Raw genomic sequence first — 17,493 nt, 5'->3', positions numbered from 1 at the left:
TTCCTGAATCCTCCGCCCCGCGCCGGGGCTTCTCCGGGTGAAGGACGGAGGAGCTCATGAAACGGAATGTGGGTACGCAGGATCGGCTGTTGCGTGTTCTCGGCGCGCTCGCCCTGCTGGCGTGCGCCTGGGCGGCGCCGCTGCCGCTCACCGCGCGCCTCTCGGCGTTCGGTCTGGCGGGCGTGTACGTGATGTTCACCGCGCTCTCGGGCACATGCCTCGGGTACGCTCTGCTCGGCAGGTCCACCTGCCCGCGCCCGCCGGGCTGAGGCGCTGGATGGAGGCGGCGATGTCCCACGATCCGGTCCTCACGGCGGCGGCGCTCGGCGACGACGGCGCGCTGGAACTGCTCGTCCGCGCCTACCACGACCGCGTGTACCGCTTCGGGCTGCGCGTTTGCCGCGACGCCTACGACGCGGACGACGCGGTCCAGGAGGCCTTCACGAAGCTCTCGCGCCGCCCCGAGGTGGCGCGGGATCCGGGCGTCCTCTCCTGGCTGATGACGGTCGTCCGGAACACGTGCGCGCGCATGCTGCGCCCGTTCGCGCGGGAGCGGCTGCGGCTCGGGGAGCGCGTGGACGACGCCGACACGGTGCCGGCGGGCGAGCTCGACCCCCAGGCGGCCCTCGAGCGCTGGCGCCTCGTGCGCGCCGTGCACGAGGCGATCGCCGCGCTGGAGCGGCCGTACCGGGAGGTGCTCGTGCTGCGCGACGTCGAGGGCCTGACGGGCGAGGAGGTGTGCCGGACGCTGGGGCTGGGCGAGGCGGCCATGAAGAGCCGGCTGCACCGGGCGCGGCAGCTGGTGAGGGCGGAGGTCCTCCGGCGCGATGGCGCGCCCGCCGCGCCTCGCGCGCGGCAGGGCCGAGGAGAAGGAGGGTAGCGGCGTGTTCGCGAGCAAGAGCCTCGCGGCGCACCTCGCGCGCGGGGCGATCGGCCTCGGGGCCCTCGTGGCCGCGGCGTTCCTCGCGCGGGTGTCCCTCTGGGCGCCGGTCGCGCTGCTGCCGGTCGCGCTCGTGGCGCTGCGCGGGTGCCCGATGTGCTGGACGGTGGGGCTGATCCAGACGATCGCCGCCAGGGCGCGGGGGGAGCGCCCTCGCGGGCCGTGCGACGACGGCGGGTGTGCGACGGCGTCGAGGAGGCGTCGATGAGCTCACGCGAAGCGCTGGTCCCGAGGGCGCGCTCGGCGTATGGACACGGCCACCATGCATCGGGTGTTCATCGACGGGCAGGAAGGTACGACGGGGCTCCAGATCCGCGAGCGGCTGCAGGGCCGCCGCGACCTCCAGCTGCTCGAGATCGACCCCGAGCGCCGCAAGGACCCGGCGGCGCGCCGCGCGCTGATCAACGAGGCGGATGTGCTCATCACGTGCCTGCCCGACGACGCCGCCCGCGAATCCATCGGATGGATCGAGAACCCGAGGACGCGCGTCATCGATCCGAGCACCGCGCACCGCACGGCCGACGGGTGGGTGTACGGCTTCCCGGAGCTCCGCCCCGGCCAGCGCGAGGCCGTCCGCGGCGCGCGGCGCGTCGCCGTCCCCGGGTGCCACGCGACCGGGTTCCTCGCGCTCTTGGTGCCGCTCGTCGACCAGGGGCTCCTGCCCAGGGACGCCCGCGTGATCGCGCACTCGCTCACCGGCTACAGCGGCGGCGGGCGCAAGATGATCCAGGCCTACGAGCAGGCCGAAGGGGCGCGCCGCGAGCAGCTCCGCGGCCCGCGCCCGTACGGGCTCACGCTGCAGCACAAGCACCTGCCGGAGATGCGCGCCATCGCGGGCCTCGACAGGGCGCCGCTGTTCCAGCCGGTCGTGGGCGACTTCTACAAGGGCATGCTCGTCTCGGTGCCCCTGTTCGCGGACGCCCTGGCCCGGCCGGCGACGCCCGCCGCGGTCCACGAGCTCTACACGTCCTATTACGCCGGCGAGCCGTTCATCCGGGTGATGCCGCTCGGCGGCCAGGGCGCGCTGGAGGACGGCTACCTCGGCGCGGTGGAGTGCAACGACACGAACCGACTCGACGTGTTCGTGTTCGGCAAGCCGGACCAGATCCTTGTCGTGGCGCGCCTCGACAACCTCGGCAAAGGCGCCTCCGGCGCGGCGGTGCAGAACCTCAACCTGATGCTGGGCGCGCCGGAGGCCACCGGCCTCGACTGAGCGTCACCCGGGTCACCCGGGTCACCCGGCGCGCGTGTAGAGCCGCGGCGCCGCGCTCTCGAGGGCGCCGATCAGGCGCTCCGCGGCGTCGGCCGACGCGCGCCGGAACGCGATCCGCCAGGGCCGGCGGAGCGGGCCGGACGAGAGCCGCTTGACCAGAAGGTCGCCGCTGCCGAGGTAGGCTTCCGCCACCCATTCCGAGAGGGTCGCGATCCCCATCCCGGCGCGCGCCGCGTCGACCACGGCCTCCGTGAGCGGGAAGCGCAGGAGCTCGATCTTGGGCCGCTGCCGCCCGAAGACGGCGCTCATGAACCAGCGCGCCTCGGCCGGCGTGGCGTTCGGCGTGATCAGCGGGCCCTCGCGGAGGTGGTCTCGCGTGAGCGACGCCCGCCCGGCGAGCGGGTGCGAGGTCGAGATCACGAAGACGACCTCGTCCGAGAAGAGCGGCCGCTCCACGAGCGCGCAGCCCGCCTCGCGGTCGGTCGGCAGGGACGACGTGGTGAGCAGCGCGACGTCGATGTCCCCCCGGACGAGCGCGGCGACCGGATCGTGGGTGTGCTCGACCGCGAGCACGATCTCGAGGCGGGGCAGCCTGCGCCGGAGGCTCGTCATCGCGGAGGGGAGCCAGCGGTACGCCGTGTAGCACTCGCACACGAGGCGGACGCGCGTCGTCGCGGCGACCGGCGCCGCGACCTCCCGCTCGAGCTCCCGGAGCTGCGCGAGGACGAGCCCGGCCCCCGCGATGAGCCGCTCTCCCGCGGCGGTCGGCATGACCCCGCGCGCGGTGCGCTCGAAGAGGCGCGCGCCGACGCGGTCCTCCGCCTGGGCGAGCGCCCGGCTCACGGCGGACTGCGTGATGTGCATCGCCGAGGCGGCGCCGGCCGTGCTCCCGGCGGCCGCCAGGGAGAGGACGAGCTCCAGATCGCGGATCTCGAGCTGTGGCCGCGGTCCGATCGCGGGAGGCGCAGGGGGAGACGGTATGCGTGACACGCATAGACCCTATCACGACGATGCGTTGGACGCACAGCCCCGCGAGGCGCACCTTGGGCGCCGTCAGGAGGTTTTCATGAAGCTCTATTTCGCTCCGCTCGCATGTTCCCTCGCCACGCGCATCGCCCTCTACGAGGCCGGCGCGGAGGCCTCGTATGTGGAGGTCGACCTGAAGACGAAGCGGACCGAGGGGGGCGCCGACTACCGTGCGATCCACCCGCTCGGGTTCGTCCCCGCGCTCGAGATCGAAGGAGGCGAGATCCTCGCCGAGAACGCGGCGATCCTTCAGCTCGTGGCGGATCGGTTCCCGGCGGCGGAGCTCGCGCCGCGGGATCCGCTCGGCCGGGCGCGCCTCCAGCAGTGGCTCGGCTTCATCGGGAGCGAGCTCCACAAGGCGGTCTACATGCCGCTCCTGGACAAGACGGCCTCGGCCGAGGTCAAGGCCCATGCGCTGGCCGGGGCGCCGCGCCGCCTCGGCTGGGTGGCCGATCGGCTCGAAGGGCGGGAGTTCCTTCTCGACCGTTTCTCGGTCGCCGACGCGTACCTCTTCGCGGTGCTCAACTGGTCCGTTGTCACGCCGATCGACCTGAAGTCCTGGCCGGCGCTCGCCGCGTACCACGCGCGCCTCCACGGACGCCCGAGCGTGGCGCGCGCCTTCGCCGAGGAGCGGGAGGGCTACTTCCGGGAGCAAGCGCGGCACGCGAAGGCCGCCGAGGCCGTCGACGCGCCGGCGCCGAACGTCTGACCCGAGCGGAGCGCGCACGGCGCGCCCGGCGGCGGGCGCGCTGGGTCCGCCGCGATCGCGGACCGGGACCGGGGCGACGATGCGTGCGACGCGAGCCGACAAAGTGGACGGAATGCGAGAGGAGGCGATAGCCGGCGGCGGGCGATGAGGCGATGAGAAGCGGCGATGGAAGGACCGAAAGATTCGATGAATGATGGGAGGGGGCGGCGCAACCAAGGCATAGGCGCATGGGCATGGCCGGCCAATGGCCGGCCGGGCCGGCGGCCAGCCGATGACCGGCGGCCAGCCGATGGATGACGATGACCGACGGTCAATGACCGTCGGTCAATGACGCATGACCGACGGACGCGCGACGTCATGGCGCCCCTCACGAATCCAGCTTTTCACGCGCGACCGGCTCTGATACGAGAGTCATTATGAGACACTTGCGACAACTCTTCGTATGTTCGGTCCTGGCCATTGCTGCGATCCCGGTCGGCTGCACGGCGGACGCGCCGGAGGACGCCGAGCAGGAGTCCGAGGTCGGCTCGCTCAGCCTGGCCCTCGTCGGGAACAGCTCCTCGGGCGCGACGTACCGCCTGTCCCAAGCGTGGTTCGATATCTACGGCCCGACGGCGCGGACCATCTACGGAGGGGTCGACACGCCGGTGCTCGCGGAGGTGCTGCCGGTCGGCGGTTATAACGTGGCGCTCCAGCCGGGCTGGGTCCTCGAGCGGTGGACCGGCGGCGGTTACCAGCCCGTCTCGGCGTCCCTCACGTCGGCGAACCCGACGTGGGTCTACATCGGCGAAGGTACGACGTCGACCGTGGCGTTCCAGTTCCGGGCCGATGGCGACGTCATTTCGGTCGGGCAGGGGAGGCTCGACATCGTCATCGGGGTCGACGACACGACGCCGCCGCGCGAGGACACCGATGTGGCGTGCAGCAACGGTTACGACGATGATGGCGACGGCCGCCCGGATTGCTCCGATCCGGACTGCCAGTGGCAGCCGTTCTGCGGGCCGCTCGGCGAAGACACCGATTGGGAGTGCAGCAACGGCTGGGACGACGACATGGACGGCCTCGCGGATTGCTCCGATCCGGACTGCCAGTTGTATCCCTTCTGCGCGCCGGTGCGCGAGGACACCGATTGGGCCTGTAGCAACGGCGCCGATGACGACATGGATGGCCTCGCGGATTGCGCTGATCCGGAATGCCAGCCGTATCCGTTCTGCTCGCCGTGGCGCGAGGACACCGATTGGGCGTGCAGCAACGGCGTCGATGACGACGGGGACGGCCTCGCGGATTGCTCCGATCCGGAGTGCCAGTGGATGCCGTACTGCATGCCGGTGCGCGAGGACACCGACTGGACGTGCAGCAACGGCGCCGACGACGACGGGGACGGTGCCGTGGATTGCTCCGATGCGGACTGCCAGTCGCAGCCGTACTGCATGTCGTGGCGCGAGGACACCGATTGGGCCTGCAGCAACGGCTCCGATGACGATGCGGACGGCCTCACGGATTGCTCCGATCCGGACTGCGTGTGGTTGCCCGTCTGCGCGATGTCGGGCCTCGTCATCGAGGACTTCGAGGACGGCGATTTCCTCTTCTCCGCGCCGTACGCGGGCAGCGCCCCGCCGTTCACGGGGCCGTGGGTGACGTACAGCGACGGGAGCGCCCCAATCGATGTGTTCCCCGTTCAAGGGCCTTTCAGCCCGACGGCGCTCGCGGCGTACTCTCCGGGGGGGCCGTCCCCGTCGGGCGCTGGCGTGATGCTGGCCTTCGACATGTGGCCCGTCGATCTGTCGGCGTTCCAGGGCATCCGCTTCAGCATCCGTACCCACGGCGCCCCCGTTCGCTTCGAGGTCGGCACGCTCCTCACCATGCCCGAAGGCGGGGTCTGCTCGGCGTGCTACGACAGCCACGGGAACGATTTCTGGTTCGGGCCGGAGTGGGCTACCGTGGAGCTGCGTTGGTGGGATCTGGTGCAGCAGGGGTGGGGCACGCCGGTGCCGTTCGAGCCGTGGGCCGTCACGAGCCTGAACTGGCGCACGTCTCCGGGTCAGCCGATGCACATCGAGATCGACGACATCCAGCTGTTCTGAGCCCGGGCACCCAGGGAGCAGCGCCAGCGCCGGCGCTGCTCCCGGGCGCCTCGTCCTCCGCTGTCGTGTCAGGCGACGTCGCGGGGGGGCGGCGCCGGGCGCGCGGTCAAACGCCGCATGCAGTGCATCAGGCCGGCCCGCAGGTTGGCCTTGGTCACGATGGCGCTGAGGTCGAGCCCCAGCGCCACCATCGTCTGCGCCACCGTCGGGCGGATGCCGCAGATGATCCCCTCGGCGCCGAGCAGCTGGATGGCCCGCACGAGCTTGATCAGGTGATCGGCGACCTTCGTGTCCACCATCTGCACGCCGGTGAGGTCCAGGACCGCGAACCGCGCCCCGCGGCTCGAGATCGCCTCGAGCAGGCTCTCCATCGCGTCGGCCGTCCTCGCGCTGTCGACGACGCCGATCATGGGCAGCGCCAGCACGCCGTCCCACACCTCGATGATCGGCGCCGCGAGCTCCCGGATGACCCGCTGCTGCGCCTCGATCACGTCGAGCTTCGTCTGGAGGGCCTGCTGCGCGCGCTGCCCCTCCGTCACGTCGAGCGAGAACCCGACGACGGAGCTGACGTGTCCCTCTTCCTCCGCGAGGGGGACCATCCAGCTCTCCCATACACAGCCGTGCACCTCGGCCAGCCCGTGCACCGGGTCACCGGCCAGCGCGCGCCTGACGGCGCCGTTGGCCTCGCCGTAGAGGTCAAAGATGTTCGCGCCGACGAGCTGTCCAGGTTGATGGCCGACGGCCTCCAGCCCCTTGCCTTCATGGTAGAGATACGTTCCGTCGGTATCGACGGCCCACATCGCTATCGGAAGAGCGTTGATCAAGGCGCGGAGCATCCTGTCCCGCGCCCTCAGCTCGGTCAGCTCGTCGAGCGCGCCGTCGCCGGCCGGCGCGTCACGGAACGAGCCGTAGACGAGCCCCTCCGAGCGCGCGCCGCGCACGACGCAGGCGAGCGGTTTGTAGCTGCGCTCCGCGCTCATGACGCGGCCGTGGACGTGAATGGGGGCCGTGCTCTCACGCACTTGCTCCCACCTTGTGGTGAGCGCGCCGCGGTCCTCCGGGTGGAAGAGCTCGGTCAACGGGGTTCCTTGCGCGAGCGCGGGCCCGATCGTCCGGCCCAGCGCGTCGCTCCATCGCAGCAGCGCGCCGTCGCCTCCGGCGACGAACAGCATCTCCGTGGAGTGAGCGATAAAGTCATCCAGCGAGCTCAGTGCTCCGTTGGCGTCAGCCATCGTATTCCCCTCCGCAACCGGACAGGCATACCGGGATTGCGCGTAACAAGGTAGATCGATGACCGCAAGCGAATAGTAGGGTGCAATCCGCGACGCGCACGAAGGCATGGCCTTACTCCAATCATCGGAGCGCACGAGGGGGACATACGGCCTCGGCCACGATCTCCGGCGATCTGTACGACCGGTACGTACCGGTTCGTCCGCGTCGGAGCGCCTCAGCCGCCGGCGCTTGCGTCGCGGGTAGGAATGCCGAGCAGATAGAGCTTCTTCGCTCTCCCGCCGATCACGCCCTTCTCCCATCTGTAGTCTTCGTTCTGGAGCCCGCTCAACAGCTCATCGAGGTCAGCGAGCGTGTAGGTCCTCGCGTTCGAGACCGCCCCGTCCCACGCGAAGCACAGCGGGATGATCGGAACGATATAGGTGAAGACGAGCTGCCGCAGGGTCATGGGCCTCGCCAGGGGCGTGATGAGGAGGCACATCACGAAGTTGATCGGGAGGGCGAGCCACCCGAGGAACAGCGGATGACTGTTGTCGCTGATCTCGAAGATACAGATGGGCTGCCTGCTCCTCTGGGCCGACTCCAGTATCTTCCTCGCGTTGTCCGGCCTCATGTGATGAAAGCTGCTGACCATGGTTCTGAGGCTCTTGTTGAACCCAGCGATGTCGCCGCCGATCTTCGTGGCGTCCACCGGGGTTGTCTGGTAGGATACATGGCTCCCTTCCTGGTTGTTGATGAGCTCCGCCGCCTCCTTGCTCGGGTACAGGTCCGTGAGCGTCAGTCGGGTGCCCTCGAACCCGGGCTTCTCGCGCAGGGTCCGCACGACGTCGATCATCGGTCCGCCGCTCCCGGAGCAGAGGTCGACGATGTTCGATGTGTTCGACTCCTTCAATGCTCTGGCGACCAGCTCGACCAGCGCCTCGCGCGTGCCCAGCGCCCTGTGCATGATCACGAGCAGGCGTGTCATGCAGGCCCGTAGCCACCCGGGAAACCAGCTGAAATCCTCTATCTCGAACAGGTGTATGCGCTTCATTCGCTCCTCGGGGTCGTGCGGCCTGACCGCGCGCGGCAGCGCGGGTCGAGTGCTGGCTCCGTCGGGCGGCCGGTCGTCTCTCCGGCTGCCCGGTCGGATCGAGTCTATTCAATTTTGCTCTGCGGCGCGATGGCATGGAGGTGCGGCGTGAAGCGCATGATCTTCGAGATGGAGACCGCGGACCCGGATGATTTCATGACGCTGCTCTGGCTCGCCGATCACCCCGACGTCGAGCTGCTCGGCGTGCTCGTCACGCCCGGCTCCGAGGATCAGTGCCGGCTGGTCCGCTGGGGGCTGGATGGCTGCGGGCGGGCGGAGGTCCCGATCGGCGCGCTGCACGGCCCCGCGTGGTGGGCGACGAGCGAGGGCAAGAAGGCGCGGGTCTCCGGCTTCCACCAGGCGTGCTACGGCCCCGGCATCCTGGAGCACCCGGCCGGCGAGGTCGCGGGCGGCCCCGCGCTGCTCGCCGAGCTGCTCCGCGAGCCCGACGCCACGGTGCTCGTCGGGGCCGCGCCCAAGAACATCGGCAAGGCGTTCAAGGACGTCCCGGGGCTCCGGCTGGCTCGCTGGGTCCAGCAAGGCGGCTTCGCGGGCGACAACCTGGTCGCCGAGCCGCTCGAGAAGTTCCGCGGGCGCCTCACCTGCCCGAGCTATAACCCCGGCGGCGCGCCCCGGGAGACGCTCGCGCTGCTCGCCTCACCGCAGATCGGAGAGCGGAGGTTCGTCTCGAAGAACGTATGTCACGGGGTCGTCTATACCGAGGCCATGCGCGACGCGCTGAGCCGCCGGGTCTCGGGGCGATCGCCGCGGGGCGGCCTGACGAGGATGATCGACGCGCTCGATCGGTACCTGGCAGACAAGGGCGTGGGCAAGGCGATGCACGATCTCGTGGCGGCCGCCTGCGCGCTCGACGAGCGCGTCTGCGACTTCGTCGAGGTCGAGATCTACCGCGAGAAGGGCGAGTGGGGGGCGCGCGCCATGGAGGGCACGAGCACGCGGATCTCGGTCGGGTTCCACGAGGAGCGCTTCCTCGACGTGCTCGCGCGCTGAGCGGGCGGCGGAGCCCGCCTCACCGGGCTGCGCAGGTCGTGCGGAGGGCGCGCGCCCTGTCGATGCACGCGGCGAGGGCGTCCTCGGGCGGCTCGTCGGGGCACGCGGCCTCGAAGGCGCGGATGGCGTCGCGGAGGCCCCCCGCGCCGCCGGCGCCGAGATCGAGCTTGTGCTTGCGATCCTCGTCGTCGTCGCCGCCGACGAGCAGGAGCGTCCCGACGACGGCGCCCACGACGACGACGCCCGTGACGACGCCCGCCACGATCACGCCCGTCTTGCCGTCCACGTCCGGCGGTTCCGCGTCCGGGAGCGACGGCGTGCCCGCCGGGATCGGCTTGGCCTCGAGGCCCGCGGCGAGCGCGGTGGTGGCGATGCCGCCCGCGAGCCCGAGGCCGCCGATGACGAGGCTCGACACCGTGAGCGCGCTCGGCCCCGCGTCCGCGCGGGCGCTCACGCTGGCGGAGAGGCGCACCTGCGCCGCGTTGCACGCGGCGTAAGCGTCGAGGCGGTGGATCTCGAGCGACGCGCGGGGCGCGGTCTCTGGCGGCAGCTTCGCGGCCAGGATGATGTCGTCCGCCGATCGCCGGAGCGTGAGCGGTGCGAGCGGCTCGGGGGCGGCCGCGGGCCGCGTGGAGGCCTTGCCGCAGCCGGCCAGTCCACACGCGATGAGCAAGAGCGTCGTGCAGGAGAGGGCATGATCGCGCCTTCGGGTCATACAGCCACGCTACGCCGATCGAGCGCGGTTTCGTCGAGCGAAATTGGCCTCGTCGCGTATCGGAACAACCGCCGGCGAGCGGGCTGAGCCAGGATGACAACGTGGTGTGGCCGACGCGCCGAGGAGCGGAAGGTGCGATATGCGCTCGCCTCTCGACCGCCCTGAACGTGACCTTCACCGCGTGCGCGTCGAGGTGCCTTTCCAGGCGGCCGATCTCATGTTTGGCGTGAAGCGGCGCGGGGCGGTGCTCACCCGACGCGCCACCCGGCCGCCTCTGCGCGTCACGAGCACATTATCGCCCGGCTCAGCACATGGCGGGTGGCGGGGGGCGTCGGCCCATCACGGGGTGTTTGCCCGCAGCAGCCGATCGCGCTGCGCCCGCAAATAGCGGATGTCCTCTTCGTACAGCGCAGGGTGCCCGGCCGCGATGTGCGCCTGGGACGCGACGTCGCCGGCCGCGGCCCGCGCGCGCATGGAGGCGAGCAGCGCCGCGAGTCGATCGGCCACGGTGTCGAGCAACAGGGGCCCTGGCGGGAAGCCATAAGCGCGGCAGAACCGAGCTGCGTGCCGCGCCTGGTCCTCGGGGCTGCCGGCGCTGTCCGGGTTGCTCGGCGCGTGCAGCGGCGCGAAACGGTAGACAGCATACGCCACGTCCCACACGCGCGGGCCCGGATGCGCGGTATCGAAATCGATGAAGCCGACGACCCGGCCGCCGCGGACGACACAGTTGTAGGGCGCGAGGTCGCCGTGACAGATCACCTCGGCCGGCGGGCGGGGCGGGAGCTGCCACCGGTCGTCCGGTCCTGACGCGAACGTCGCGCTCGCGTCGTGGAACCGGCGCAGCAGGGCGGCGGCGGACGCGAGGAGCTCGGGCGTGCGCAGCTCGGCCGGGAGCGGGTTGTGTACCTCGCCATCGAGGTACGACAGCACCTCGTTCCCCTCGTCGTCGCGCCCGAGCGGCTCGGGCGCCGCGTCGAAGCCCGCCGCCCGGAGGTGCCGCAGGAGCCGGTGGATGGCAGGCGTGGCCGCCGTCGCGGGCCGGTGGACCCTGTCGCCGCGCCGGCGCACGGTGTTGACGCCGCCCTTGAATACCTGCTCGTCGACCATGCAAAGCCCTCTCCACCGGAGCGCTGGCGCCGCGGTGGCGGAGTCGGCCCCTGTTTCGCCGCTGTCCGCGGAATAGCGGGTCTCCCCCGACGCACCTCGACCGCCTCGGCGCGCTACGGCCGGAGGAGGAGCTCCTCCAGGACGGTCGTCAGCTCGTCGACCCTCACCGGCTTGGTCAGGTACCGATAGAACCCGGCCTGCTCGGCGCGGCGGGTATCCCGGGCCATCGCCGCCGCGCTGAGCGCGATCACGGGGATGTCGCGCGTCTCCGGCCACTCCTCGAGCTTGCGCATGGCCTCGTAGCCGCTCATCCCGGGGAGGTTGATATCCATGATGACGACCTCGGGCTGCCGCGAGCGCGCGAGCTCGATGCCGATCTCGGCGTTCGGCGCGGTGATCAGGTGGACGCGCTCGAACTCGGAGATGAGCTCCTCCATGAACGCGATGTTCGACGGGTTGTCTTCGACGTACAGGACCGAATGGCGGACGCCGCCGGGCGCGGCGAGCGGCGACGCCTCCAGGCGCGCATCCGCCTGCGCCGGGGCGGCGACCGCCGGCGGCTCCTGGTGCGCCGGGAGCTCGATCCAGAACTCGGACCCTTCGCCCGGTATGCTGGCGAAGCCGACGCCGCCGCCCATGAGCTCCGCGAGCCGCTTCGTGATGGCGAGGCCGATCCCGGTCCCCTCGATCGGCCCCGTCTCCTGGCCGGCGCGCTGGAAGGGCTGGAAGATCTTCGGGTGCTGCTCCTGGGGGATGCCGATGCCGTTGTCGATCACGCAGATCTTCACGACCCCGTCCTCCGGCATCGACACCGCGATCGTGGCGCGGCCCCCCCTGCGGCCGTACTTGATCGCGTTCGAGCCGTAGTTCATGAGGATCTGCGCGAAGCGCGTGCGATCCGCCGTGATCTTCGGGAGCTCCGCGGGGAGGGGCGCGAGGGCGATCTCGATCCCGGCGCGCTGGGCCATCGGGTCGAGCGTCGTCTTCACCTCGACCAGCACTTCGGGGACGTTCACCGGCTCGATCGACACCGTGACGCGGCCCGCCTCGATGCGGGAGAGATCCAGGATGTCGTCGATGAGCTTGAGCAGGTGCTCGCCGCCCTTGAGGACGTGCTCTATCCGCTCCTTCTGGCGATCGGTGAGCGGCGTCTTCCTGTCGCGGTGCAAGAGCTGCGCGAAGCCGAGGATGGCGTTGAGCGGCGTGCGGAGCTCGTGGCTCATCGAGGCGAGGAACTCGCTCTTCGCGGAGCTCGCGGCCTCGGCGATGCCCCGCGCCTTGCGCAGCTCCTCCTCGCGCTGCACGTCGCCGGTCATGTCCCAGAGGGTGCACACCGTCCCGCCCTCGGCCGTGCGGCGCTCGGTCGCGCGCAGGCTGCGCCCGTCGCTCGTGCAGAGATCCAGCGTGCCCTCCGGCTCCGCGTGGTAGGCGAGCATCCTCTCGCGGAAGGCGGCCGGAGGCTCGCCGCCGAGGGCGAACAGCCCCGCGGCGAGGCTCTCGCCGACGATCTCGTCATAGCTCCGCCCGAGCATGGGGCCGTTCACCCGCGCGCCGAGCCAGTGCCGGTAGACGCTGTTGCAGAGCGCGAGCCGATCCTGCGCGTCGAACACGGCGAACGCGCCCTGGAAGCTCTCGACCGCGCTCCGCAGGAGGTCGCTCGTGCGCTGCGCCACGGCCTCCAGGCGCTTGCGGTCGCTGATGTCGCGGATGGCGCTCGAGAAGAGCGTGCCCCCCTCGGTCGTCAGCGGGCTGAGGCTGATCTCGACAGGGAACTCGCTGCCGTCCCTCCGGCGGCCGAACAGCTCCAGCTCCGACCCCATGGGGCGCGCCTTGGGCGCGGCGATGAACGCCGAGCGGTTCGCGACGTGAGACCGCTGGAATCGCTCCGGGAGCAGGATCTCGATCGCCTGCCCGATGAGCCCGCCGCGCGTGTAACCGAACATCCGCTCGGTCTGGACGTTGACGAACACGATACGTCCGTGCTCGTCGACGACCACCATGGCGTCGGGCGCCGCGTCGATGAGCATGCGGAACGTGCTGTCGTCGAGCTGGCGAGCGCCAGGTCCATGGGGCGCCTGCTCGGGGGCCGACAGGCGTTCGACGGAGGAGATCTCATGTGTCATCGGGGAGCCTCACACAGAACACGGCGCCAGGGGCGTTGTCCTCGATCCGGATGTCGCCGCCGTGCGCCTCGACGGCCATCTTGCAGAACGCGAGCCCCAGGCCGCGGCCGGCGCGGTGGAGGGCCGGGGCGTCGCCTCCGAGCTGGACGAAGCGATCGAACACCTGCGCGCGCATCTCGGCGGGGATGCCCGGCCCCGCGTCCGCGACGCGGATCTCCACGTGGGCGCCGCGCTTCGCGGCGCCCACGGTCACCGCGGTCCCGGCCGGGGCGTGGACGATCGCGTTCTCGAGGAGGTTCTCGAGCGTGCGGCGGAGCAGGTCCGGATCGGCCTGGACGCTGGGCACCTCGACGGCCTCGCGCAGCGAGAGCGACCGGGAGCTCGCGCGCAGGTCGAGCGCGGCGAACGTCTCGAGGACGAGCGCGCGGAGATCGACGCTCGCTCGCTCGGGGGTGAGCAGCCCTTCCTCGCTCTTGCTGATGTCGAGCAGGTTGTAGATGAGCCGCAGCAGGGCACGCGCCTGGTCGCGGATGTGCCGCGCCGAGTCGCGCGCCTGCTCCGGGAGCGCGCGATCCCGGAGCAGGAACTGGGCGTGCAGGTCCATGCTGCTCACCGGGTTCTTCAGATCGTGCACGACGAACGCCGTGAGCCGCTCCTTCTGGAGCTGGAGGCGCATCAGCGCGTCGCGCTGCTGCCGGACGAGCTCGACGTGCTCGCGCAGCTCCGCGCCGAGCCGGCGCAGCCTCAGGGCGGCCTGCACCCGCACGAGCAGCTCCGAGGGGCGGATCGGCTTCGTCAGGAAGTCGTCGCCGCCGGCGCGCAGCGCGCTGTCGAACGTGTCGACGTCGCGGAGCGCCGTCAAGAAGACGATCGGCGTGCTCGCGCCCTCGGGCAGGCCGCGGATCCGGGAGCACACGGCGAACCCGTCCATCCCCGGCATCCGCACGTCGAGGAGCACGCAATCGGGCTTGTGGCGCTGGAATTGCTCGATTCCCTCCTCGCCTGTGACGGCGAGCACGACCTCGTAGCCGTCGTCCTCGAGCGTGGCCTGGGCCAGGGCGCGGTTCTGCTCGTTGTCATCGACGACCAGCACCCTGGATCTGGGCTCGTGCTGTTCCATGCGGCCTCGGCTCCGGGCGCGAGATTACAGGAGAGGCAACGGCGCTACCACAGCGTTCAGGTCATGGCCCGATCGGCGCGCGAGGCCCTGTTCACTCCCGACTTCGACGTGAAGGAGAGCGGGAACGCATACGTCTTCAACGCATACGTCTTGAAGGCGGACCTGCCGGGCATGCAGGAGAAGGACGTCGACGTGTCCTTCGCGGGCAACCGCCTCATTGTGAGCGGGAAGCGCGAGGGGGAGAGACGCGAAGAGAAGGAGACATATCACTCGTTCGAGCGCTCTCATGGCACCTTCAGCCGGAGCTTCACCCTGCCCGCGGGCGTCGGTCGCTCCGAGGCGCGGTTGTGACCCAATCAACGGACAACTGTCCATGTGCGCGTCGCGCGCAGCGCCTGCGCCGCGAGCAGCGCGCACAGCCACGCGAGGACATAGGCGGCCGCCGGGGACGACCACGCGAGCCCCACGTAGAGCGCCGCGAAGAACGAGGCGAAGCCGAGCAGGCCGCGCACGAAGCCCGCGAGCAGGGCCACCGTGGCGGCCGCGCCGTGCCGGGGCAGGGTGAAGCACGGCAGGACGTTGCCGGTGATCGGGATCGCGAGCAGCAGGCCGCTCACGCCCGCCGGCGCGGCGCCAGCGCTGCGCACGATGCACCAGGCCATGGCCATCGCCGCGACCACCCGGCAGGCGAGCTCTACGCGCGGAATGGCCACCGCCGCGGGCGGCTCGCGCAGGCGCGGCAAGGCGAGCGCGCCCAGGGCGGGCGACGCCAGCGCCGCGGCGCAGGCCAGCGGCGGGGGCAGCCGCAGCGCGAGCAGCGCCGCGCCCACCGACAGGAACGCCGCGTTGGCCGTGAGCAGCGCCACGCCCCAGCGCCGCCCCCGCCGCGCGCACCAGGCGAAGGTGAGCACATGAACGATCGTGGCGGGGACGCACACCAGCGTCGCGAGCGCGATCGCGCCCGCCTGGGCGGGCGCCTCCTGCAGCAGCACGAAGCCCATGATCGGGCCAACGATCATCGGCAGCCCGGCGAGCGTGCCGCCCACCGCGTGGCCGAAGCGGCGCGCCGCCAGCGAGGAGAGCAGCACCGACGCGCCCACCAGCGCGAGCTTCAGCAGCACGAAGGCCCGCGCCTCCATCGATCGCGCCGCACGACACGCATGGCTCGCGGGGCCCTGTAGGGCCACACCCCGTGTAAGACAATGCCAGAGGCTCTCCTGCTCGGCGCCGCGAGGTGGTCAGACCTCCGGCGCGCGCCTCGCGCCCCGCGGGGCCTCGACGCGGCGCCGAAGCGACGCTTCACGCTGCGCCCGCCCGCCGGAGGCCGGAGGCCGGAGCGGAGACAGCGCGCTCGCCGGTTTGCGACGCTCGGGGGCTCTGGGCTGCGCCGGGCTCCCCGTGTACGCTCTCCGTGGTTTCCTCATGTCGACATGCCCTACGTGCCGAACCGAGCATGCGGACGGCGTCGCTGCCTGCGCGACGAACGCCGAGACGCTCGCGGCGGAGCCCGCGCCGCCTGGCGCCGATCCGGAGCTCGCGCCGGGAACGCCGGTCGGCGAGTACCGCGTCGAGGCGAAGATCGGGGCAGGCGGCTTCGGCACGGTCTACCGCGCGATCCACCCCGTCATCGGCAAGGCGGCGGCCATCAAGGTCCTGAGCCGCCAGTGCTCCGCGAACCCGCAGCTCGTCTCCCGCTTCGTCGCGGAGGCGCGGGCCGTGAACCAGATCAGGCACCGCAACATCATCGACATCTTCTCGTTCGGCGCCCTCGAGGACGGCCGGCACTACTACGTGATGGAGCTGCTCGAGGGGATGACCCTCGACGCCTACCGCCGCAAGCGCGGGCGCCTCCCGCCCGCCGAGGCGCTGCCCATCCTCGTCAAGATCGCGCGCGCGCTCGACGCGGCGCACGCGGCGGGCATCGCGCACCGCGACCTCAAGCCCGAGAACGTGTTCCTGGTCTTCGACGAGGACGGCGCGATCTTTCCGAAGCTGCTCGACTTCGGCATCGCCAAGCTGCTCGGCGAGTCCTCGAGCACGGTGCACAAGACGCGGACGGGGCACCTGATCGGGACGCCGCTCTACATGTCCCCCGAGCAGTGCCGCGGCAAGAACGTCGATCACCGGACGGACATCTACTCGTTCGGGATCCTCGCGCACGAGCTGCTCGCCGGCGCGCCGCCGTTCGACGGCGAGAACGCGTTCGACCTCCTGATCAAGCACACGTCGGAGGCGGCGCCCCCTGTGTCGACGGTGGCGACGCACCTCTCGCCGGCGCTCGACGCGCCGCTCCTGCGGATGCTCGAGAAGGACCCCGTGAGCCGCCCGGCGTCGCTGCTCGAGGCGACCACGGCGCTCGTGGAGGCCGCGCGCGGCGCGGGGTACGAGCTGCCCGGTGGCCTTCTGCGGGCGAGCGACGCCGCCGTCGGGCGAGGCGCCGGCGACGCCGCCGCGCGGCGCCGCGCGGCCGTGGAGGCGCTGGACGCTGGGCTCGCGCCGACGCAGCGCGGCCACGCCGCGGAAGCGAGCTCGGGGCTGCACGGGAACGAGACATTGCTGCAGGGATCGCTGCCGAGCAAGCCGGAGAGCACGTCGACCACGGCGTCGCGGCGGAGGGCGGCGCTCACGGCGGTCGCCGTCCTCGGCATCGGCGCGGCCGCGGCGCTCATGCTGCACCTCGGGCACAGCGAGCCGGCGGCCGACGCCCCGCGCGCGCCTGCGTCGGCCGCGGCGATGCCGAGGACGGAGGCCGCGCTGGTCGCGCCCGTCCTGCCGGCTTCCGCCGCCGCCGAGGCCACGCCGGAGTCGGCCGCGCCGTCTCCGTCGTCGGAGGCGACCGCCGCAGCTGCGGCGATCGCCGACGCGGCGCCGCCCGACGTCGAGCTCCGGATCCAGGCGACCCCGAAGGAGCTCGAGGTGTGGAGCGAGGGCAAGCTCGTCGGCAAGGCGCCGGGGCCGCTGCGCCTGCCGCGCGGGCGCGCCGTGAAGCTCACCTTCAAGGCGCCCGGGTACCAGGAGCAGGCGCAGGAGGTCCCGGTCGAAGCGGACGGCGCGATCGCCGTGTCGTTGAAGAGGGCGGCGCCGACCGCGAGGGGCGCCGTCAGGAAGGGCGACCTGGAAAACCCGTTCCAGTGAGCATGCGC

The 17,493-nt window shown here is 71.6% G+C and carries 17 protein-coding genes; 9 read left to right on the top strand and 8 right to left on the bottom strand.

Annotated elements, in window-relative coordinates; translation table 11 throughout:
- Nucleotides 1–56 precede the first annotated feature (56 nt).
- The 4 genes from WME97_RS26975 to argC are packed head-to-tail and all read left to right on the top strand — an operon-like array spanning nt 57 to nt 2,153.
- Entirely contained in the window at nt 57–269 is a 213-nt protein-coding gene (locus WME97_RS26975) for a YgaP family membrane protein (RefSeq protein WP_437541381.1), read from the top strand.
- A 20-nt stretch (nt 270–289) separates the two neighbouring features.
- The gene (locus WME97_RS26970) at nt 290–880 is read left to right on the top strand and encodes an RNA polymerase sigma factor (protein WP_437541379.1); all 591 of its coding nucleotides are present in this window, start codon (nt 290–292) and stop codon (nt 878–880) included.
- Between the two features lie 4 nt (nt 881–884).
- A complete protein-coding gene (locus WME97_RS26965) occupies nt 885–1,148 on the top strand; it encodes a hypothetical protein (RefSeq protein ID WP_437541376.1) in 264 nt (87 codons plus the stop codon).
- A 54-nt stretch (nt 1,149–1,202) separates the two neighbouring features.
- Complete coding sequence (gene argC, locus WME97_RS26960; protein ID WP_437541374.1) at nt 1,203–2,153, top strand: N-acetyl-gamma-glutamyl-phosphate reductase; 951 nt, start codon at nt 1,203–1,205, stop codon at nt 2,151–2,153.
- 21 nt (nt 2,154–2,174) lie between these two features.
- Here the strand turns inward: argC and WME97_RS26955 are convergent, their stop codons facing one another.
- The gene (locus WME97_RS26955) at nt 2,175–3,143 is read right to left on the bottom strand and encodes a LysR family transcriptional regulator (protein WP_437541371.1); all 969 of its coding nucleotides are present in this window, start codon (nt 3,141–3,143) and stop codon (nt 2,175–2,177) included.
- Between the two features lie 76 nt (nt 3,144–3,219).
- Between WME97_RS26955 and WME97_RS26950 the strand changes: the two genes are divergently transcribed.
- Together WME97_RS26950 and WME97_RS26945 are read left to right on the top strand one after the other, a co-directional pair.
- Nucleotides 3,220–3,888, top strand: a complete 669-nt coding sequence (locus WME97_RS26950; RefSeq protein ID WP_437541369.1) for a glutathione binding-like protein — start codon at nt 3,220–3,222, stop codon at nt 3,886–3,888.
- 416 nt (nt 3,889–4,304) lie between these two features.
- Complete coding sequence (locus WME97_RS26945) at nt 4,305–5,972, top strand: hypothetical protein (protein WP_437541367.1); 1,668 nt, start codon at nt 4,305–4,307, stop codon at nt 5,970–5,972.
- A gap of 68 nt (nt 5,973–6,040) precedes the next feature.
- Here WME97_RS26945 and WME97_RS26940 read toward each other — a convergent pair whose 3' ends face one another.
- Entirely contained in the window at nt 6,041–7,204 is a 1,164-nt protein-coding gene (locus tag WME97_RS26940; protein WP_437541365.1) for a PAS domain-containing protein, read from the bottom strand.
- A 215-nt stretch (nt 7,205–7,419) separates the two neighbouring features.
- Nucleotides 7,420–8,235, bottom strand: coding sequence for a hypothetical protein (locus WME97_RS26935; RefSeq protein WP_437541362.1), 816 nt, complete (start codon nt 8,233–8,235; stop codon nt 7,420–7,422).
- Nucleotides 8,236–8,382: 147 nt separating this feature from the next.
- Between WME97_RS26935 and WME97_RS26930 the strand changes: the two genes are divergently transcribed.
- On the top strand, nt 8,383–9,285 hold the full coding sequence (locus WME97_RS26930; protein WP_437541360.1) for a nucleoside hydrolase: 903 nt from the start codon (nt 8,383–8,385) through the stop codon (nt 9,283–9,285).
- Nucleotides 9,286–9,304: 19 nt separating this feature from the next.
- On the opposite strand, the gene WME97_RS26925 is transcribed toward WME97_RS26930, so the two are convergent.
- The 4 genes from WME97_RS26925 to WME97_RS26910 all read right to left on the bottom strand — a co-directional run bounded on the left by WME97_RS26925 (nt 9,305) and on the right by WME97_RS26910 (nt 14,350).
- A complete protein-coding gene (locus tag WME97_RS26925; RefSeq protein ID WP_437541358.1) occupies nt 9,305–10,000 on the bottom strand; it encodes a transcriptional regulator in 696 nt (231 codons plus the stop codon).
- 339 nt (nt 10,001–10,339) lie between these two features.
- Complete coding sequence (locus WME97_RS26920) at nt 10,340–11,107, bottom strand: phosphotransferase (RefSeq protein ID WP_437541356.1); 768 nt, start codon at nt 11,105–11,107, stop codon at nt 10,340–10,342.
- 113 nt (nt 11,108–11,220) lie between these two features.
- The gene (locus WME97_RS26915; protein WP_437541354.1) at nt 11,221–13,230 is read right to left on the bottom strand and encodes a PAS domain-containing hybrid sensor histidine kinase/response regulator; all 2,010 of its coding nucleotides are present in this window, start codon (nt 13,228–13,230) and stop codon (nt 11,221–11,223) included.
- Nucleotides 13,220–14,350, bottom strand: a complete 1,131-nt coding sequence (locus WME97_RS26910; protein WP_437541352.1) for a hybrid sensor histidine kinase/response regulator — start codon at nt 14,348–14,350, stop codon at nt 13,220–13,222. The genes WME97_RS26915 and WME97_RS26910 overlap by 11 nt, the downstream gene beginning before the upstream one ends.
- Here WME97_RS26910 and WME97_RS26905 point away from each other — a divergent pair.
- The gene (locus WME97_RS26905) at nt 14,339–14,701 is read left to right on the top strand and encodes an Hsp20/alpha crystallin family protein (RefSeq protein WP_437541350.1); all 363 of its coding nucleotides are present in this window, start codon (nt 14,339–14,341) and stop codon (nt 14,699–14,701) included. The two genes, WME97_RS26910 and WME97_RS26905, sit on opposite strands and share 12 nt — an antisense overlap.
- Before the next feature lie 5 nt (nt 14,702–14,706).
- Here WME97_RS26905 and WME97_RS26900 read toward each other — a convergent pair whose 3' ends face one another.
- Nucleotides 14,707–15,489, bottom strand: a complete 783-nt coding sequence (locus tag WME97_RS26900) for a hypothetical protein (protein ID WP_437541348.1) — start codon at nt 15,487–15,489, stop codon at nt 14,707–14,709.
- Nucleotides 15,490–15,772: 283 nt separating this feature from the next.
- Here WME97_RS26900 and WME97_RS26895 point away from each other — a divergent pair, with 283 nt between their 5' ends.
- Nucleotides 15,773–17,485: a serine/threonine-protein kinase gene (locus WME97_RS26895; protein ID WP_437541345.1), complete on the top strand. Its 1,713-nt coding sequence runs from the start codon at nt 15,773–15,775 to the stop codon at nt 17,483–17,485.
- Nucleotides 17,486–17,493: the final 8 nt, after the last annotated feature.

This window comes from Sorangium sp. So ce367, assembly GCF_051520455.1.
Lineage (GTDB): Bacteria > Myxococcota_A > Polyangia > Polyangiales > Polyangiaceae > Sorangium > Sorangium cellulosum_B.
This window is presented reverse-complemented; position numbering and strand designations above follow the sequence as displayed.

Bases quoted from the DNA above. Each gene is read 5' to 3' on its own strand.
- WME97_RS26970 (WP_437541379.1), top strand. From the start codon at position 290: ATGTCCCACGATCCGGTCCTCACGGCGGCGGCGCTCGGCGACGACGGC.
- WME97_RS26940 (WP_437541365.1), bottom strand. From the start codon at position 7,204: ATGGCTGACGCCAACGGAGCACTGAGCTCGCTGGATGACTTTATCGCT.
- WME97_RS26935 (WP_437541362.1), bottom strand. From the start codon at position 8,235: ATGAAGCGCATACACCTGTTCGAGATAGAGGATTTCAGCTGGTTTCCC.
- WME97_RS26895 (WP_437541345.1), top strand. From the start codon at position 15,773: ATGTCGACATGCCCTACGTGCCGAACCGAGCATGCGGACGGCGTCGCT.
- WME97_RS26925 (WP_437541358.1), bottom strand. From the start codon at position 10,000: ATGACCCGAAGGCGCGATCATGCCCTCTCCTGCACGACGCTCTTGCTC.
- WME97_RS26900 (WP_437541348.1), bottom strand. From the start codon at position 15,489: ATGGAGGCGCGGGCCTTCGTGCTGCTGAAGCTCGCGCTGGTGGGCGCG.
- WME97_RS26915 (WP_437541354.1), bottom strand. From the start codon at position 13,230: ATGACACATGAGATCTCCTCCGTCGAACGCCTGTCGGCCCCCGAGCAG.
- WME97_RS26945 (WP_437541367.1), top strand. From the start codon at position 4,305: ATGAGACACTTGCGACAACTCTTCGTATGTTCGGTCCTGGCCATTGCT.
- WME97_RS26975 (WP_437541381.1), top strand. From the start codon at position 57: ATGAAACGGAATGTGGGTACGCAGGATCGGCTGTTGCGTGTTCTCGGC.
- WME97_RS26910 (WP_437541352.1), bottom strand. From the start codon at position 14,350: ATGGAACAGCACGAGCCCAGATCCAGGGTGCTGGTCGTCGATGACAAC.
- WME97_RS26950 (WP_437541369.1), top strand. From the start codon at position 3,220: ATGAAGCTCTATTTCGCTCCGCTCGCATGTTCCCTCGCCACGCGCATC.
- argC (WP_437541374.1), top strand. From the start codon at position 1,203: ATGCATCGGGTGTTCATCGACGGGCAGGAAGGTACGACGGGGCTCCAG.
- WME97_RS26920 (WP_437541356.1), bottom strand. From the start codon at position 11,107: ATGGTCGACGAGCAGGTATTCAAGGGCGGCGTCAACACCGTGCGCCGG.